General features: G+C 53.6%; 13 protein-coding genes and 1 pseudogene. 9 read left to right on the top strand and 5 right to left on the bottom strand.

Going from position 1 to position 15,133, the window contains the following annotated elements; genetic code table 11:
• The first annotated feature begins 124 nt into the window (after positions 1–124).
• A complete protein-coding gene (chrA, locus tag K1567_RS25705) occupies positions 125–1,324 on the top strand; it encodes a chromate efflux transporter (protein ID WP_169869118.1) in 1,200 nt (399 codons plus the stop codon).
• Here the strand turns inward: chrA and K1567_RS25700 are convergent.
• A complete protein-coding gene (locus K1567_RS25700) occupies positions 1,313–1,885 on the bottom strand; it encodes a nucleotidyltransferase family protein (RefSeq protein ID WP_169869117.1) in 573 nt (190 codons plus the stop codon). The genes chrA and K1567_RS25700 overlap by 12 nt on opposite strands.
• 133 nt (positions 1,886–2,018) lie before the next feature.
• On the opposite strand from K1567_RS25700, the gene K1567_RS25695 reads away from it, so the two are divergent.
• Together K1567_RS25695 and K1567_RS25690 are read left to right on the top strand one after the other, a co-directional pair.
• Entirely contained in the window at positions 2,019–2,624 is a 606-nt protein-coding gene (locus K1567_RS25695) for a hypothetical protein (protein WP_169869116.1), read from the top strand.
• Between the two features lie 358 nt (positions 2,625–2,982).
• Positions 2,983–3,222, top strand: a complete 240-nt coding sequence (locus K1567_RS25690) for a DUF6124 family protein (protein ID WP_034099222.1) — start codon at positions 2,983–2,985, stop codon at positions 3,220–3,222.
• Here K1567_RS25690 and K1567_RS25685 read toward each other — a convergent pair.
• Positions 3,219–3,452 carry a hypothetical protein gene (locus tag K1567_RS25685; RefSeq protein ID WP_034099224.1) on the bottom strand — a complete coding sequence of 78 codons (234 nt, stop codon included), beginning with the start codon at positions 3,450–3,452 and terminating at the stop codon, positions 3,219–3,221. The genes K1567_RS25690 and K1567_RS25685 overlap by 4 nt on opposite strands.
• Before the next feature lie 165 nt (positions 3,453–3,617).
• On the opposite strand from K1567_RS25685, the gene K1567_RS25680 reads away from it, so the two are divergent.
• From K1567_RS25680 to K1567_RS25670, 3 genes are all read left to right on the top strand, one after another.
• Complete coding sequence (locus K1567_RS25680; RefSeq protein WP_034097281.1) at positions 3,618–5,048, top strand: IS1182 family transposase; 1,431 nt, start codon at positions 3,618–3,620, stop codon at positions 5,046–5,048.
• Positions 5,049–5,446: 398 nt separating this feature from the next.
• On the top strand, positions 5,447–6,007 hold the full coding sequence (locus K1567_RS25675) for a hypothetical protein (protein ID WP_034114463.1): 561 nt from the start codon (positions 5,447–5,449) through the stop codon (positions 6,005–6,007).
• Positions 6,008–7,530: 1,523 nt separating this feature from the next.
• Entirely contained in the window at positions 7,531–8,409 is an 879-nt protein-coding gene (locus K1567_RS25670; protein WP_143506432.1) for a hypothetical protein, read from the top strand.
• 457 nt (positions 8,410–8,866) lie between these two features.
• Here K1567_RS25670 and K1567_RS25665 read toward each other — a convergent pair whose 3' ends face one another.
• The 3 genes from K1567_RS25665 to K1567_RS25655 all read right to left on the bottom strand — a co-directional run bounded on the left by K1567_RS25665 (position 8,867) and on the right by K1567_RS25655 (position 12,287).
• Positions 8,867–11,023 (bottom strand): AAA family ATPase, encoded by a 2,157-nt coding sequence (locus K1567_RS25665; RefSeq protein ID WP_169868997.1) that lies wholly within the window; start codon positions 11,021–11,023, stop codon positions 8,867–8,869.
• A gap of 404 nt (positions 11,024–11,427) precedes the next feature.
• Complete coding sequence (locus K1567_RS25660) at positions 11,428–11,886, bottom strand: hypothetical protein (protein ID WP_220698983.1); 459 nt, start codon at positions 11,884–11,886, stop codon at positions 11,428–11,430.
• A 32-nt stretch (positions 11,887–11,918) separates the two neighbouring features.
• Positions 11,919–12,287, bottom strand: coding sequence for an antibiotic biosynthesis monooxygenase (locus K1567_RS25655; protein WP_213547512.1), 369 nt, complete (start codon positions 12,285–12,287; stop codon positions 11,919–11,921).
• Between the two features lie 97 nt (positions 12,288–12,384).
• Here K1567_RS25655 and K1567_RS25650 point away from each other — a divergent pair, with 97 nt between their 5' ends.
• The 3 genes and pseudogenes from K1567_RS25650 to K1567_RS25640 all read left to right on the top strand — a co-directional run.
• Complete coding sequence (locus K1567_RS25650) at positions 12,385–12,849, top strand: MarR family winged helix-turn-helix transcriptional regulator (protein ID WP_034114568.1); 465 nt, start codon at positions 12,385–12,387, stop codon at positions 12,847–12,849.
• 174 nt (positions 12,850–13,023) lie between these two features.
• Complete coding sequence (locus tag K1567_RS25645) at positions 13,024–14,397, top strand: transposase (protein WP_220698982.1); 1,374 nt, start codon at positions 13,024–13,026, stop codon at positions 14,395–14,397.
• Between the two features lie 287 nt (positions 14,398–14,684).
• Positions 14,685–14,852, top strand: a pseudogene (locus K1567_RS25640) (AAA family ATPase); the annotation flags it as partial.
• Positions 14,853–15,133: the final 281 nt, after the last annotated feature.

Here is a 15,133-nt window from a genome sequence, read left to right as displayed (position 1 = left end):
CAAATGACTCAAGCAAGCGCGCATAAATTCAATGCGGGTCTGAAATTCGCGTCGGCCCCCTCGCTTTCAGCCGTCATTAAAATTGGTTACCGTGCCTTCACTCCACGCGCCCGAGAGCCCAATCTTGACCGACCTCATCAGCGATCGACACAGCAGCCCCTGGGCGGTGTTCCTGATTTTCCTGCGCCTGGGGCTTACCTCGTTTGGCGGCCCGATTGCGCACCTGGGGTATTTTCGCCATGAGTTCGTGACCAGGCGGCGCTGGCTGAGCGAGCGCAGCTATGCGGAATTGGTCGCCCTGTGCCAGTTTTTGCCCGGCCCGGCCAGCAGCCAGGTCGGCATCGCCCTGGGCCTGACCCGCGCCGGTTATGGCGGCGCGGCGGCGGCGTGGGCCGGGTTCACATTGCCGTCGGCATTGCTGCTGATCCTGTTTGCCCTGGGCTTGGCCCACTACGGTACGGCCGTGCCCGCCGGTGTGCTGCATGGCCTCAAGGTGGTCGCGGTGGCAGTGGTCGCCCAAGCCGTGTGGGGCATGGCGCGCAGCCTGTGCCGGGGCGTAGCGCGGGTGCTGCTGATGCTGCTCGCGGCCGCAGCAGTACTGTGGCAACCCTCGGCGTGGGCGCAGGTGGGCGTGATTGCCGCCGCTGGATTGGCCGGCCTGGTGCTATTCAAACCTGCACTGGCCGCTGCGCCCGACGCACTGCCCATCCCCCTCAGCCGACGCGCCGGGGCCCTGTGGTTGCTGCTGTTTGCCGTACTGCTGGTGGGCCTGCCGGCGCTGGCGCAGGGGCTGCCCCATCACAGCCTGGCGCTGGTGGACGCCTTCTACCGCAGCGGCGCCTTGGTGTTCGGCGGTGGCCATGTGGTGCTGCCGTTGTTGCAAGCTGAAGTGGTGGCGCCGCAATGGCTGAGCAACGACGTATTCCTCGCCGGCTACGGTGCCGCACAAGCCGTGCCCGGCCCACTCTTCACCTTTGCCGCTTTCCTCGGCGCCTCGATGCATGCGCCCCCCAACGGCTGGATCGGCGGCGTGGTGTGCCTGCTGGCAATCTTCGCGCCGTCGTTTTTACTGATCTTCGGCGCGCTGCCCTTCTGGCAGAGCCTGCGCCACAGCCCCCGCACCCAGGCCGCGTTGGCGGGGGTCAACGCGGCGGTGGTCGGCCTGTTGCTGGCGGCGCTGTACCACCCTGTGTGGACCAGCGCGATCTTCAATCTGTACGACTTCGCCCTAGCGTTACTCGCACTCGTCGCCCTGATGACCTGGAAGCTGCCGCCGTGGCTGGTGGTGGCAGGTTGCGCCGTGCTGGGTGGCCTACTCGGCTGAACCGGGCGCGACGATCCTGAGCCAGGGCCAGCGCGCCTGATAACTAAGGGCCTTTTGCGCAAACAACGCGGGTTCTGTGTGCAACGGGTTGATGCGCAGCACGCCCTCGGCCACATCCTGCAACCCGTAAGGCGCATACAACTCGCCCGTCGCCACCTCCAAAGCGATGCAGGTGCCGGCCACCAAGTAACGATCCACGCCGTCGCGGGCCGAGTGCAACTGGGGGTAAGGCCGACCGAAACGTTGGCCATACCACAAGTGAACCCGCGCCTGATTCCTGACCTCGACATTTACCCCCAAGTCCTTGAACACCCCCTGCGCCGCCCGAATCACCCTGTCCTCAGCCTCGTAGGACAGGTCTGGGTCGAAATAAAAAACGTCGTAGTCCTTTACGCCGTGATCGGCCGGTCGATTCGCTTGATGGTTCCACACCGCCTGGAACAGGCAGCCCGCCGTGAGCATGCATTGCGCCACACCCAGGTCGGGTAGGCGTGCAGTAATTTCGGCATTGAGGGGGTTGGCCATGGCCAGGGAGATAAACGTGTCGACGGTCAATGTCATGGGCGCTCCTGCGGACGGCACTGCTTATTCGGGCGAAGGCGGCCACAATAATGCACCGTCGTAAATGGCGGAAACATTTACTCAATGTGACAGTCTCAGTGCCGACACGCCCTCAATCGTCAAGGATAAAACGATGCGACTCACTGCCATGGCCCTCGCCACCGCCAGCGCCCTGCTGCTCACCGCCTGCAGCGACAGCCCGTCCGACACGGACATTCAAACGGCGCTGCAAACCCGACTGCAAGGCCCTGCCTGCATCAGCGCACCAATGTTCAAGAGTTTCCCGGTGACCTTGAGCGAGAGTTTCAGCGCCGGCGTTTCCAGCGGCAACGCACCGGCGTTCGACGCCCTGGTCGACGCCGGCCTTCTGGCCAAAAGCGACAAAACCTACAGCCTCACCGAATCCGGTCGCACGGCCTACACCGAACAAGCGCCGGGCTTCTGTTATTCCCAAGGCTACGAAATTGCCAAGATCAAGGATGTCAGCCCCAACCCTGACCCGATGGGCGCCGCCGTGGACAAATCCTGGGTGGTCACCCTAGACATCCGCCAGATGCCCGTGGCCGCCTGGGCTAAAACCCCGGCCCTGGCAAAACTCACACGCCATCCGGAAAACCTTTCCGAAGCGCCCAAGACCTACCACGTTACGGTCGGCCGCGTGAAAGGTGAGCAGGGCCTACAGCTGATCGACCCACGGTTTTTCATCATGCGTGGGGTCAGTGTCAGCCAGGGGTTCTGACCGTAGAACTTGGAGGTGTTGGCGAAAATCGTCTGAAGGCTAAATCCGAATAGCCAGCGACGCCTTGCTCCCTTGCCTACGCCTGCGTCAGAATCCGCCGGCTTGTGCGCTGGGGTGGCCGTCTCTAAGGTTGCCCGGTCGCTGAATTTCTCAGGGACCGGGTTTAGTAGCCTGAGTTGGGTATCGAAGAGTGCATGAGTTACATCATTCAGACATTGCGTCTGAACTTGATGGTGGCTGTGCGTAGGGCGCCTCCGGGCGCGCCGGCTTTAGATATCCACCGGTCTACTAACCTGCGTACAGCTGCCACCCATCGTTTAGTAGCGACAAGGTGACGGCATCATTCGGGATATCTTGTATGTACAAAGTCACGCCAGATTCACCCCCTCTTTTTAGCGTCACCCCCGACGCCAGCACCGAAAGCCTCATCACCAACAGCTACGAAACTTTCACCAGCGTCAGCACGCTGCTGCTCGACCTGTCCGAAGACCTCAGCGGCAAACACCGCGACATCGCCCTGGCCATTCACCAACTGAGCGAACTCGGCGTACTGCTCACCGCCCGCCTCCTCGACCGCGAAGCGCCCTGCTCGGCTTAACCTTTCAACTCATCCGCCCGATGGCTCGCCGCGTCGTCGTAAGCCACATACAACGACTCGGCGACCTGGCTCTTGATCGCTTTGCTGGCTTCCAGCCCAAGCACAAACCCTTCGGCTTTACCCCCGGCGCGGTTGAGTTCTTCATGGGTGGCGGCGCCGGTAATGGCGTCAAGAAGCTTGGCGGCCTGCGGGCCGACGCCTTTGGGGAGGGAAATGTGCTCGATGGACATTGCGGTACCTATTGAGGAAAAGAACGGTAGCGCGTGGAACCACTGCCGGGGCGTGCATGGTAGACAGATTGCGGGCGTGATGGGCCGGTTTCGGCCCAGAGTGTGTAAAAACGCCCGGACATACCCTTGCTATGATTTCTGAGAATTTCATCGCAAGGGAAGCCCATGAAACGGTTTATCCAGGGTGAGCACCGAGGGCAAAGCACCTTACTTCCCGAGAGGCTCGACGACTACGTCAGCGATTCCAACCCGGTACGGGTGGTTGATGCCTTCGTCGATGAACTCGATTTGGCCTCGTTGGGTTTTGATGGCGTCATTCCCGCCGAAACCGGCAGACCTGCGTATCACCCTGCGATCCTGCTGAAGATCTATATCTACGGCTACCTCAATCGCATCCAATCGAGTCGACGTCTTGAGCGAGAAGCCCAGCGCAACATCGAATTGATGTGGTTAACCGGGCGCTTGATGCCCGACTTCAAAACCATCGCCAACTTCCGAAAAGACAACAGCAAAGCCATTCGCGGCGTGTGCCGCCAGTTCGTTGTGCTGTGCCAGCAGTTGGGGTTGTTTAGCGAAAACCTGGTGGCCATCGACGGCAGCAAATTCAAGGCAGTGAACAACCGCGACCGCAATTTCACCAGCGCCAAACTGAAGCGGCGAATGGGAGAAATCGAGTCGAGCATCAACCGTTACCTGACCTCCCTTGATGCAGCTGATCGGCAAGTGCCAAGCGCCGCTGAGCCAGACGCTACGCGCCTGGAAGAGAAAATCGCCAAGCTCAAAGCTCAGATGAAAGAGCTTCAGGTGATCGAGTCTCAGCTCAACGACTCTCCAGACAAACAGGTCTCACTGACCGACCCCGATGCCCGCTCGATGATGACGCGTGGCAATGGCATCGTCGGCTACAACGTACAGACGGCGGTCGATACCCAGCACCATTTGATCGTTGCTCACGAGGTCACGAACGTTGGCTCTGACCGCGACCAACTCAGCTCGATGGCGAAGCAGGCGCGGGAAGCCATTGGTTCAGAAACGCTGTCCGTCGTGGCTGATCGAGGCTACTTCAAAAGCGAGGAAATCCTGGCCTGCCATGATGCAAAAATTACCGCCTATGTACCCAAGTCGATGACTTCAGGAGCTAAAGCGGACGGGCGTTTCAACAAAGATGCCTTCGTTTTTAACGCAGCTAAAAATGAATACCTTTGCCCGGCTGGCGAGGCATTGATTTGGCGTTTCTCCAGCGTCGAGAAAGGCCTGAACATGCACTGCTACTGGAGTTCGAACTGCCAAAGCTGCGCCCTGAAAACTCAGTGCACGCCGAGCAAGCAGCGACGAGTGCGGCGTTGGGAGCATGAAGCCGTGCTAGACGAAATGCAGAACCGGCTGAACCAGGCGCCGGACATGATGCGAGTCCGAAAGCGCACTGTTGAGCATCCCTTCGGGACGCTCAAACAATGGATGGGATCCACGCATTTCCTCACGCGTAGGCTGGCCGGCGTCAGCGCGGAGATGAGTCTAAATGTGCTCGCCTACAACATGAAGCGGGTCATGAGAATCATCGGTGCCGAAGGCTTGTTGAAGGCAATAGCGGCGTAAAAACCTCCGGCTTTTGCTGCTCCAGGTTGCGCTAAAACGCTTCATAAGCGCTCCGGAGCGTTACCGATGCTGATCGTGGCAAATACGTGGCCAATCGACTCGCCTGGCTGCGCTGGGCTGAGGCATCCACGATACGGAAGTGTTTTTACACACTCTGGGCCAATAGAAGCCGCTGGACAGCTTGGGCAGGTGTTGTCGTTCAGCGTTTGCCTTCAACGTTCGCGGGTTCACACTGGGTTGGGGTAAAGAGAGCATGGCGGCGGCCTTTTCTCTCTCCCGAAGTGCGCGCGTACAGTCTGTCCTGTTATGCTGATTCAGCCGTCCGGCGTGTGGATAAGATGCTATACGGCATTAAGTGACAGGTATGTTGGATAATTGATAGTTAGGGAAAACTAAGTATGCGTCGTTTAATAGCCAACGGGTTTGTGTTTGTCGGCATTGCTATACTCTGTTGCAGCTGCACATCTTATTCGTCCCAGCCGACAATCAACGAACCCGTTGAACCCGAAACACAAGAAATTGTCTCCAGCTTCAGTTACGCAATAAATTCTCCATGGAAAGACAGTCGCTTCGGCAAGGACGCATACGCAGCGACACTCAACGTTATTCCCGGTGCGCAGGATAAGAACTCCAGCCTTGCCGCCCCGAGCCTGCCAGCATTAGAAATAAAGATCTCGGAGTTCTCATCTGGCGGCGCTTGCGGACAAGATTACTTGACGGGGCTGAGTCTGGGTTTGTTCCCCAGTTGGTGTACGCGGACAAACCTTTTCAAGTTTGATTTTATATTGAATAAGGACCAGCGCTTTTGCAGGCAGAAAACCTACTCGATAAACTCCACGTCGTTTTCACATCTCACGATGATTCCGTTTGCACTTCTCAATACGGGCAATCAGCCATTGACGCTCTATCAGGCGGCGCTTAAAGATTTTCTTCGCAGAGGTCAATGTGCCACGCGTTGAGAGGCTGCTTTTGGCCCAGACTGTGTAAAAACGTTTTTGAGCGCGTCAGGTACTCCAAACCGCACCGGAAATCGCGTTTCTACGTGAAATCCATATCTACAGATGTGCTGATAAATTTCAGATTTAACGTAGACGCGCACACTTCAATTTTGGCGAAGCGATTTTACACACTCTGGGCCGGTTGCTGCCCGTCACGAACGGCATAAATCGGCCAGAAGCAGCTCTTTAGATCAGATATGTCGCGTCGATTTAGAGAGCAGAGAGTATTGAATAAACTGCCCTAATGTTTGGAATGAAGTGAGGTGTCGGGCCCGACGCCAACTCACTTGCGACTTGCGTGATAAATTCCCGTGCCCGCTCAAGTGGAAGGCCGATGATTTCATAAGGAAGCCAATCATTATTCATGGCATCCTCGTATGCCTCGATTACATACAGCAAATAGTCGCCTTCAGGGGTATCTCGGAAGGCACTGTACTCCTTTGGAGAACTAAGGCGCGTGCTCAACTCTACTACTTGCGCGGATCCAGGGGCGTCTGGATTTTGCCAACGCGGTGACGCTGAAAGTTCTCTTGTTTCAGCGATTAAATGAGCGGTGATTAAGTGACTCCAAATCATAAGCTAGGTAGCCTGCATTGAAGGTACCGGCGAGAGCATATCACTGACGAATGGACACTGAATTAACCCGCTAGCCATATCACCAAAAAGCAGGATCTGCGAACCGATCCCGACAGTTACACCCGTTAGCGCTGAAGGAACCATTTCGGCCAAATCTGAATCACTTATCATCATTCCGTACTCTGGTCACACCGGTGGATATTGAAGAATCATAGGTCTGAATCGAATCTCATTTTGTAGGAAGATCATATGTCTACTTGTTATAACTTCCACTCATTCTGACCACCAGGTCCTTGCAGAGAGGGCTCGGGCCAGCGTCCGCTTCTGGCCCAGACTGTGTAAAAACGTTTTTGAGCGCGTCAGGTACTCCAAACCGCACCGGAAATCGCGTTTCTACGTGAAATCCATATCTACAGATGTGCTGATAAATTTCAGATTTAACGTAGACGCGCACACTTCAATTTTGGCGAAGCGATTTTACACACTCTGGGCCGATAGCTGTCAGTAGGGGCCATGCGGGCGTAGGATGAGGGCTTTCCCATCAGTCCAGATTTTTTCCCTTATGACTCAATCCCTGCGGACAATCTCAAGGAATCCGCGAGCCGAGGTTTGGCAAGGTGGCTAAGGGAGCCTGATGAGCACGGCTATACGCCACGCAAACTTCTTAAACCAGAACAAAGAATTTTTTTAGAATGTATTGCATCAGGAAAATTCAGCGGCTCAGAGCTCTGATTACTTCAAGCGGGCAACTCAGCCGGTTGTAAAAAATAGCGTTGTTCAGTTTCACCGTTCGACTCGTGATCCAACTGCCGCTGATCGTGATGGACCGCAATGGGTCGAATGGAGCCTTTCACGACAGGCAGCAATCGGCCGGCGAAAAATCGAGTTGCAATGTCCGGTGGTCTGGCATGCAAGGTAAAATGGCGATTTTTGTCATATCAAGGAACGAAAGAGTGTCGACCATTAAAATGACATCCCGGGCCGATTGTCGGCTAACCTCCGCGCTGCTGTTATTAACAGGCTTAGTGGCTCTCTCTGGTTGCCGCCAGTTAACACCTGAGCAGCGAATAGATTCCTGGATCGATAGCGATGGTAAATCCGCTCCAAGTTACCTAACCCCAGAAGAAATCAAACGTCTCGAAGCAAGACGTTATCTCAGGGTTTTGCGCTCTACCTTGGCTCGAAGTGTGTTCTGGGCAAATGGCGAGGGGATGCAAGGCAGCGTGAAGTTGCGGATGAAGCTCAATCAGCAAGGTGACGTATTGCTCTGCGAGGCGCAGCCAAGTGACGCTGGAGCTCCACCAGGCTTTACGAATCTCGTCATGGATGTGTGCTGGAGCAGTAGCTGGAATAGCATCCCGGAAGGTCTCCAGAATCCAGCTGATGGCACGCTCGAGGTCATCGCACCTTTGATAGCTTCTGGTAATACCTCACCTATTTCTGATTACGAACGGGGGCACCAGAGAACTGATGCTGAAAGCCGTTTTTTCTGGGACAACGTGGTGGCCAAGCAATCAATAAATGCGTTCGGCAGAGCTCGCTTCGAATTCACTGCCAACGTAAAGGGCCAAGTCGCAAGTTGCGATGTGACGCTTAAAAAACACTATTTCCGTCCTGAATATTTTCATCCGGATCCTGCGTTACAAAAGGTACTTGCAACTCAGTGCTTGCAGCTGGATTTGCAACAAATGCCTGGGTTTCGTGTAGGGGAAAACGGGGTAACCCATCGCGTGGTTTTCGTGGACTACTTACCGTGGAAAAACCATGTGGGGAAATACTCCGAGTAAGGCCCTCACTTTAGTGTCTTCTGCGATGGCGTTCCTGTGGCAACACCTTGCGCAAGGTGAATCGCCCTCAGTTTTTCAGACACATCCAAGGTCTGCAATTGGCCGATTTCTGCGCTGGTGACGGGCAGCAATCGGCCCAGAGTGTGTAAAATCGCTTCGCCAAAATTGAAGTGTGCGCGTCTACGTTAAATCTGAAATTTATCAGCACATCTGTAGATATGGATTTCACGTAGAAACGCGATTTCCGGTGCGGTTTGGAGTACCTGACGCGCTCAAAAACGTTTTTACACAGTCTGGGCCAAAAGCGGACGGTCACCCAGTGAATAAATCTGCCCCCTTTTCCACCCACCTGGTTTCGTGATGGGGCTGGCTTCACCCGTCCTGACGGAGAGAGCCTGGCTAATTGCCGATGAGACGGAGTACTCGCCATATGGTGAGTGCCCGTCTCATGTCGGATTTACTTATTCATCGCCTGGTAATGCTCTCCATATCCTGACTCTTCGAAAATCAACCTCAAGCCGTCCTTGAATATTTGATGGTCAAATTCTTTGATATCAAAAATATTTTGTCCCAACGAATGGGATTCTCGATTCATATATCTGTAGAACGTCACGAACTTATCGCCTGACAGGGCTGGTTTTTGGAAAACATTATTAAAGTCTTTCTTTTGAACAAAATTAAAGAAGTATTCGACAATGTTGCGCATGCAGTTTGCAATTAGCGCAGGCGGTGAGGCTTGGTCCTTTATAATTGACCAGTAAGACTGGTAATCATTCTGGATTTCCTCATAGCTCATTGAAATTACAGAGCTTCCATTTGCATTTTTGATAATCCTGAAAAGATGCTGCGTCTCGGCCCGTTTCTCTTTGTTAGTGTGCGTTAGCTCATAGAAAAAATACAGGCTATGAGTCAGGACAAAAACTTGGGCATAGCTTTTATCATTGATGAAGTATCTTTTAATCAACTGCCCGACATTGAAAACATAAAGGTGTGAAAGGCTTGAGATCGGGTCATCAATCACCATTACTTTCGTCTGCGGGACGGCATCGGCCGTCTTCTGCCCTTTACAAAGCTCAATGAAGTACAGAAAGCTAATGACTGTTTTCTCGCCCTCACTTAGCGAGTGAAATGCGTTCCCTTGATCACTGGCCCTTGAAACGCGATAGAAGTTCTCGCCATGTGGTATCACAGAAAAACCATCGATGCCGATCTCTACCAGTCCGCGATTTATATTTTCGATAGATTCTTCGATATTAACAGTTTGTTTTCTAAGATTAGAAATTTTGAGATTGGAGGCTCCGATAGATTCATTTATTTTGCTGGCGGCTTGGCTGATTTGGCTGGCCTCATATTTAATGTCAGTGGCCGATTGAGAGTAGGCAGAAATGGTTTGATCGTAGTCCCAACGCATCAAAGCCCAAAAACGAGCCTTTATATCGTCCCGAGTTTTTTTCTTGTTCGTGAGTTTGTCATTATGCGATTCGATCAATGTGTTCAGGTCGTTGAGCAAACCGTTAAGCACATCAACAGTTGCCTTGGTGTCGGTAAGACTAACTGCCGCGCTCGGGCTCTTGACCTTGCTGCCAATAAGCAGGACGTTCTCGCGTATTGATGCTCTCAAAGCCTCAGATGCGATATTCCATGTTTCTACTAGTTCTTTACTCGCAAGCGCAGCGTTTGAGATGTCGTGGAGGTTCAAGCTAGAGGTCAGTGTTTCATAGGTACTTTTCATTGACTCCAGCGAGTTAACATCAGCCTTGTAAGCCTCATCAAATACTGAACTTATGGACTCAATAAAACTTTTGGTGACCGTTTCTTGCTGGCAAAAGGGGCATTCCTGCTGATCTTTGTCATTCGAAACGAACTGAAGGCCCTCTTTCACCCAATCAAAATTACCTGCCTTGGCTATGAATTCGGCGACTGAACCTTCTTGACTGCCTACAATGATCTTCGACCAGAGCGAATTGTCCTCAATACTTAGCCAACCAGCAGAAATGTTTGGAATTTTATTATACGTAACAGCACCTTCACCTTCGATTGATGAGGCCTCAGCTTTTAAATCATCGGCCGTGTATTCCGGTGCAGCTTCTGGCAAGGGAAGCCCAAGAACGTGCTGAAAAAGAAGATCTGTCTTTTTCAAACCATCCATGCAGAACTCCAATACACGATCTCCACCAGCATACCTCGTTTTTATTTCCCAGATCTTTGTGCTCGCTTTCGATTTCTCTTGGTCTAATTTGGCAGAGTTTGCTGAAGAGGCTGCGGAGTTTTCCTGTTGCGCAGCACGATGTTTGTCCAGCTCTTTCGTTTCTGCTTCAATTCTTTGGAGTGCCACCTTGTTCTCTTTCGAAAGAGTAAAAATTCCTTTTAAATTATCTTCTTCGTAGAAGTAGTCGTTGAGAAAGCTTTGGTTATAGACTAGAAAATCACACGGCTGACTTAATTTTACACTGCATTTAGCAAACCGCGGCTCACTCTGGTTATATAGAAACTCGGAAATAGTGCTTTTCCCGGCTCCATTAAGCCCATAAATTAGCGATGTCTTTCTGGTTGGAGAGAGAATAGATTTGGATTTGTAGCTAGCGACGCCATCGATATTCAATTCCGTGATCACATCCTGACTCCCTTTTTCTAAGTGGCTTTGGGCCATTATTGTTGACAGCAAGGAGCATAGGCGACGACGGGAACACCTTCCTCATCTACTCTAGGCGAGGACAAAGATTTTTGGGCGTGTACAAACCTGGCTTGAGACCGAGCTAGAGCCTCTGCGGGGCGTATCAGACCCCTTTTTTCTAATAGATCATATGCCTAGGCGCTGAGTGGATGTCCACAGCTCTCACCAGCCACCCCTGGCTGCCTTTCACTACTGGCTGATCCGTATAGATCCATCGTTCATTTGCACGGAATAGGGGACAGAGTTACCTATTGGGTAACAGTCCACTTCTGGCCGATAGCTAGCGGTCACAAACGGCGGATTTCGGCCCAGCTTTTTAAGACAAGCAGAAACAAGTATTCAGCTTACTGTCTGTGACGTGCAACCCGCAGCAGTCGGCCGCTGAGGCGCAGGCCGTCACGCATATTCAGCCCCTTTAATGCGAGATTGGTGGCCCCTGCGATCAGTTCGATTACCTGTACGAGGTAAAAACGCGTATCGAAGCTTCCCGCCGACGCCCATTGGTTAAGCACAATGGCGCACGGCATCAGAACCAGCAGGCCATTGGCGGCAATGAATGGCATGCGTTTCTTCTTCAAAGCGACCAGTCGTCCTTGTCGTTTCCGACTCATTAGCACTCCACTTGCACCGGTCGCAATCATTGCCGGTACCAGTATCCAAAGCCCGGGACTCACGATCAGGTGCTTGAGTGAGGCTATCGAGTGTCCGGATCCGATGAGTTCGACAAAAATAGTCGACAGAAAGAAGGTGGCGATGCAGGTCAGTGCCAGCGTGCTGGAGATCAAATGTAATCGTCTAAGCATTTATCTAATACCGTCAGACAGTTGGTTAATACTCAGGCCGTGCAGATATTCGACACAGCTACCTTGGTGAACAGATGCGGCATGGCCAAGGCACTTGAGGGATACCGCGCTAAGGCATTGGTGAATTCTGGATGATTGAAAGCATCGCGAAACCGCTCTACCGATTCCCATACGGCGTAATTCAAGAACATGTTGCTGCCACCGATGGCCTGATGGAGCTGCGTGGTGATGAAACCGGCACGTTGTTTCATCCAGTTGGCATCCAGCTCCCATGCGCAAAGGAGGTCAGGTATATCGTCTGCGTCGACAGTGAAGAGGTTGATCAATACCACTGGAGCTTCGCTGCATTGCAGCTGTTGAGTAATGGGCACGATCGGATCAAGGGGGCGGATAGAAAGCATGGCGACCTCTACATTGTAATCATGATGACAATTTGGGTTTCAGGTTCCAAACCTACTGCGATTGACATCATGGTGTCAACGTGGAAGGATTCGCGCCATGAAAAAGACAAACTACAGCCCCCCAGGACGCGCGATGAGCGATCTGGCTCTTGAGATCTTTCGAGCAAGTGCGCGTCTGCTTACTGCAGGCGATCGACTCGTCGCAGAGCTAGGTCTGACAAGCGCCCGCTGGCAACTACTGGGTACTATTGTGTACGCCGAACGAGCACAACCGGTTTCATGGATTGCTCGCGACATGGGGGCAAATCGGCAAAACGTTCAGCGGATCGTTAACGATCTGGTGAAGGATGGACTGCTGGAGTTTCAGCCGAACCCACACCACCGCAGGGCGCAGTTGGTTGTCCTGACTGAAGCTGGAAGAGAAGCATTCGATCTGGCGATGAATCTTCAGACGCCCTGGATTAATGAGCTGGCGGAGGGGTTGGACATCGATGCTATCCAGACTACCCATCAGGTTCTAAACCACCTGCGCAATAGGCTTGAGGAAGACCAGGCCGACTGACCCGGCCAGCCCCAGCATAGTCCAGCTTGCCAAAAGCTCAGGCAACAAAAGACCGGATCAGCTTGTAAATGGTGGTTCACAGACGTCCGCTTCTGGCCGATTCTGTTGAAAAAGTAGCTCCCCTGTTTGACCTGCGGCAAAATTGCTTCATTGGCCGGCGGGGGATCACAGAGCATGATGGGACAGTTATCGAGTGGGCAGGATCGGCTGTTTTACTCGTTCAACCTTGAAGATCACATCCCAGCCAATCATCTTCTGCGCAGCATTGATCGGTGTCTCGATCTGAGCGACCTGCGCCATTACCTCGCCGATTTCTATAGCCCGATTGGGCGTCCGTCGATTGATCCTGAGCTGATGATCCGCATGCTGATCGTGGGCTATTGCTACGGCATTCGCTCAGAGCGGCGGCTGTGCGAAGAGGCCCATTTGAACCTGGCGTATCGCTGGTTCTGCCGGTTAAGCCTTGAAGATGAAGTCCCCAACCACTCGACATTTTCCAAAAATAGACACGGCCGTTTTCGGGACAGCGATCTGTTTCGCTGGTTGTTCAATGAAGTGCTGCGTCGTTGCATGGACGCAGGCTTGGTCAAAGGTGAAGGCTTTGCCGTGGACGCCAGCATCATCAAGGCGGATGCGAGTCGGCAGCGCGGCGTACCGGGTGATGAACAGATCAACTGGAGCGATCCGGCCCTGAGCACTCGCGCTGTGCGTGAGTACCTTGAAGGCCTCGATGAGGAGGCTTTGGCCGAAACGCTACCGAAACGCCTGTCGCTGACGGATCCTCAGGCCCGCTGGACCGCAGCTCCAGGTGGCCCAGCGTTCTACGCTTACTCCACGAATTATCTGATCGATACCGAGCACGGCGTGATCATGGATGTGGAACCCACACCGGCTCATCGAACCGCAGAAGTCGAGAGCACCAAGACAATGATCGATCGGGTCGAAGCGCAGTTCGACATCAAGCCGGAACGCCTCATTGGCGACACCGCTTACGGTACCGCGCCGATGCTGGCCTGGATGGTGGAGGAAAAGAACATCGAGCCACATGTGCCGATGTGGGACAAAACCGAACGCAAGAACGACAGTTTTTCGAGCAACGATTTCCGCTGGAATGAAGAGACTGAGGAATACTGCTGCCCGGCTGGCAATGCATTACGTAGCGAATGGCGAGCCTTCAAGAACGAGCGTTCGCACGTCACCAAAGCCAACACCATCATCTTCCGATCCAGGCAGAGCGACTGCGTTGCCTGTCCGATGAAAGCCAAGTGCTGCCCGAACACTGCGTTCCGCAAGATCGCCCGCAGCGTCCATGAAGCCGCGCGCGATGTGGCTCGGCGAATCGCAACGACACCTGCGTACGTGCGCTCTCGCCACGAACGTAAGAAGGTCGAAATGTTGTTTGCCCACCTCAAGCGCATCCTGAAATTGGATCGCTTGCGACTACGTGGCATGAGTGGCGCGACGGATGAATTCACGCTGGCCGCTGCGGTGCAGAACCTGAGACGGCTGGCTAAATTTACATCTCAAGGGCCACCTGCCACGGGATAGGTGCGCCCGCACTCAGCAAAAAACCTCAAATTAACCCACTAACTGAGCAGCAACGGTCAACGAAGGGCCGAGAAACCACTCAATGTGGTGAGTTGGTTCTAGTGCCTGAGTTCAGGCGAGCGGTAAATCCGACTTTTTCAACAGAATCGGCCGAAAGCTGCCTTTCCCAACCGCCATATGTCAAACGCCCCCCCCACACCACCAACCTCCCTTTTGTTGACACACACCGCCATTAACACAAAATCCCCCACCAACCACTCAACGTGCTCAACCCAAAAGGAGTCCCAATGCAGCGCGTGATGATCGTCGGTCAACCCGGTTCCGGCAAAAGTACGTTAGCGCGCAAGCTTGGCCAGCGTACGGGCTTGCCGGTGATTCATATCGATACCATCCACTGGCAACCCGGTTGGGTAGAACGCAGCTGGGACGAGAAGACGCGCTTTTGTAACGAGGTCTAGGCGCGTGATGTTTGATTGCGCCAATCGCGCCTTAGCTATTCACACGACACTCTCACAGGCGACAAATAACGCTGTGGTGAGCGTTTTGGCCCTGCGCTGGGCTGCGAAGCAGGCCCAATAAAGGTATTGGAACTCTTCTGTTGGTACTCAGCGTTTGGTCTCAGGGCTGCTTCGCAGCCCAGCGCAGGGCAAGCCTGCTCACCACAAAAACCTGATGTTCTCAGGTTATGTTTTCACTGAACGGGTTGTGTAGAGACTCTTACCCCAATCGCACCTTG

This window comes from Pseudomonas sp. S5F11, assembly GCF_019641515.1.
In the GTDB taxonomy this organism is placed as follows: Bacteria; Pseudomonadota; Gammaproteobacteria; order Pseudomonadales; family Pseudomonadaceae; genus Aquipseudomonas; species Aquipseudomonas rhodesiae.
This window is presented reverse-complemented; position numbering and strand designations above follow the sequence as displayed.

Coding starts and splice junctions, on each gene's coding strand:
- K1567_RS25645 (WP_220698982.1), top strand. CDS start 13,024: ATGATGGGACAGTTATCGAGTGGGCAGGATCGGCTGTTTTACTCGTTC.
- K1567_RS25660 (WP_220698983.1), bottom strand. CDS start 11,886: ATGCTTAGACGATTACATTTGATCTCCAGCACGCTGGCACTGACCTGC.
- K1567_RS25685 (WP_034099224.1), bottom strand. CDS start 3,452: ATGTCCATCGAGCACATTTCCCTCCCCAAAGGCGTCGGCCCGCAGGCC.
- K1567_RS25695 (WP_169869116.1), top strand. CDS start 2,019: ATGCGACTCACTGCCATGGCCCTCGCCACCGCCAGCGCCCTGCTGCTC.
- K1567_RS25670 (WP_143506432.1), top strand. CDS start 7,531: ATGCAAGGTAAAATGGCGATTTTTGTCATATCAAGGAACGAAAGAGTG.
- K1567_RS25650 (WP_034114568.1), top strand. CDS start 12,385: ATGAAAAAGACAAACTACAGCCCCCCAGGACGCGCGATGAGCGATCTG.
- K1567_RS25675 (WP_034114463.1), top strand. CDS start 5,447: ATGCGTCGTTTAATAGCCAACGGGTTTGTGTTTGTCGGCATTGCTATA.
- K1567_RS25700 (WP_169869117.1), bottom strand. CDS start 1,885: ATGACATTGACCGTCGACACGTTTATCTCCCTGGCCATGGCCAACCCC.
- K1567_RS25655 (WP_213547512.1), bottom strand. CDS start 12,287: ATGCTTTCTATCCGCCCCCTTGATCCGATCGTGCCCATTACTCAACAG.
- K1567_RS25680 (WP_034097281.1), top strand. CDS start 3,618: ATGAAACGGTTTATCCAGGGTGAGCACCGAGGGCAAAGCACCTTACTT.
- K1567_RS25690 (WP_034099222.1), top strand. CDS start 2,983: ATGTACAAAGTCACGCCAGATTCACCCCCTCTTTTTAGCGTCACCCCC.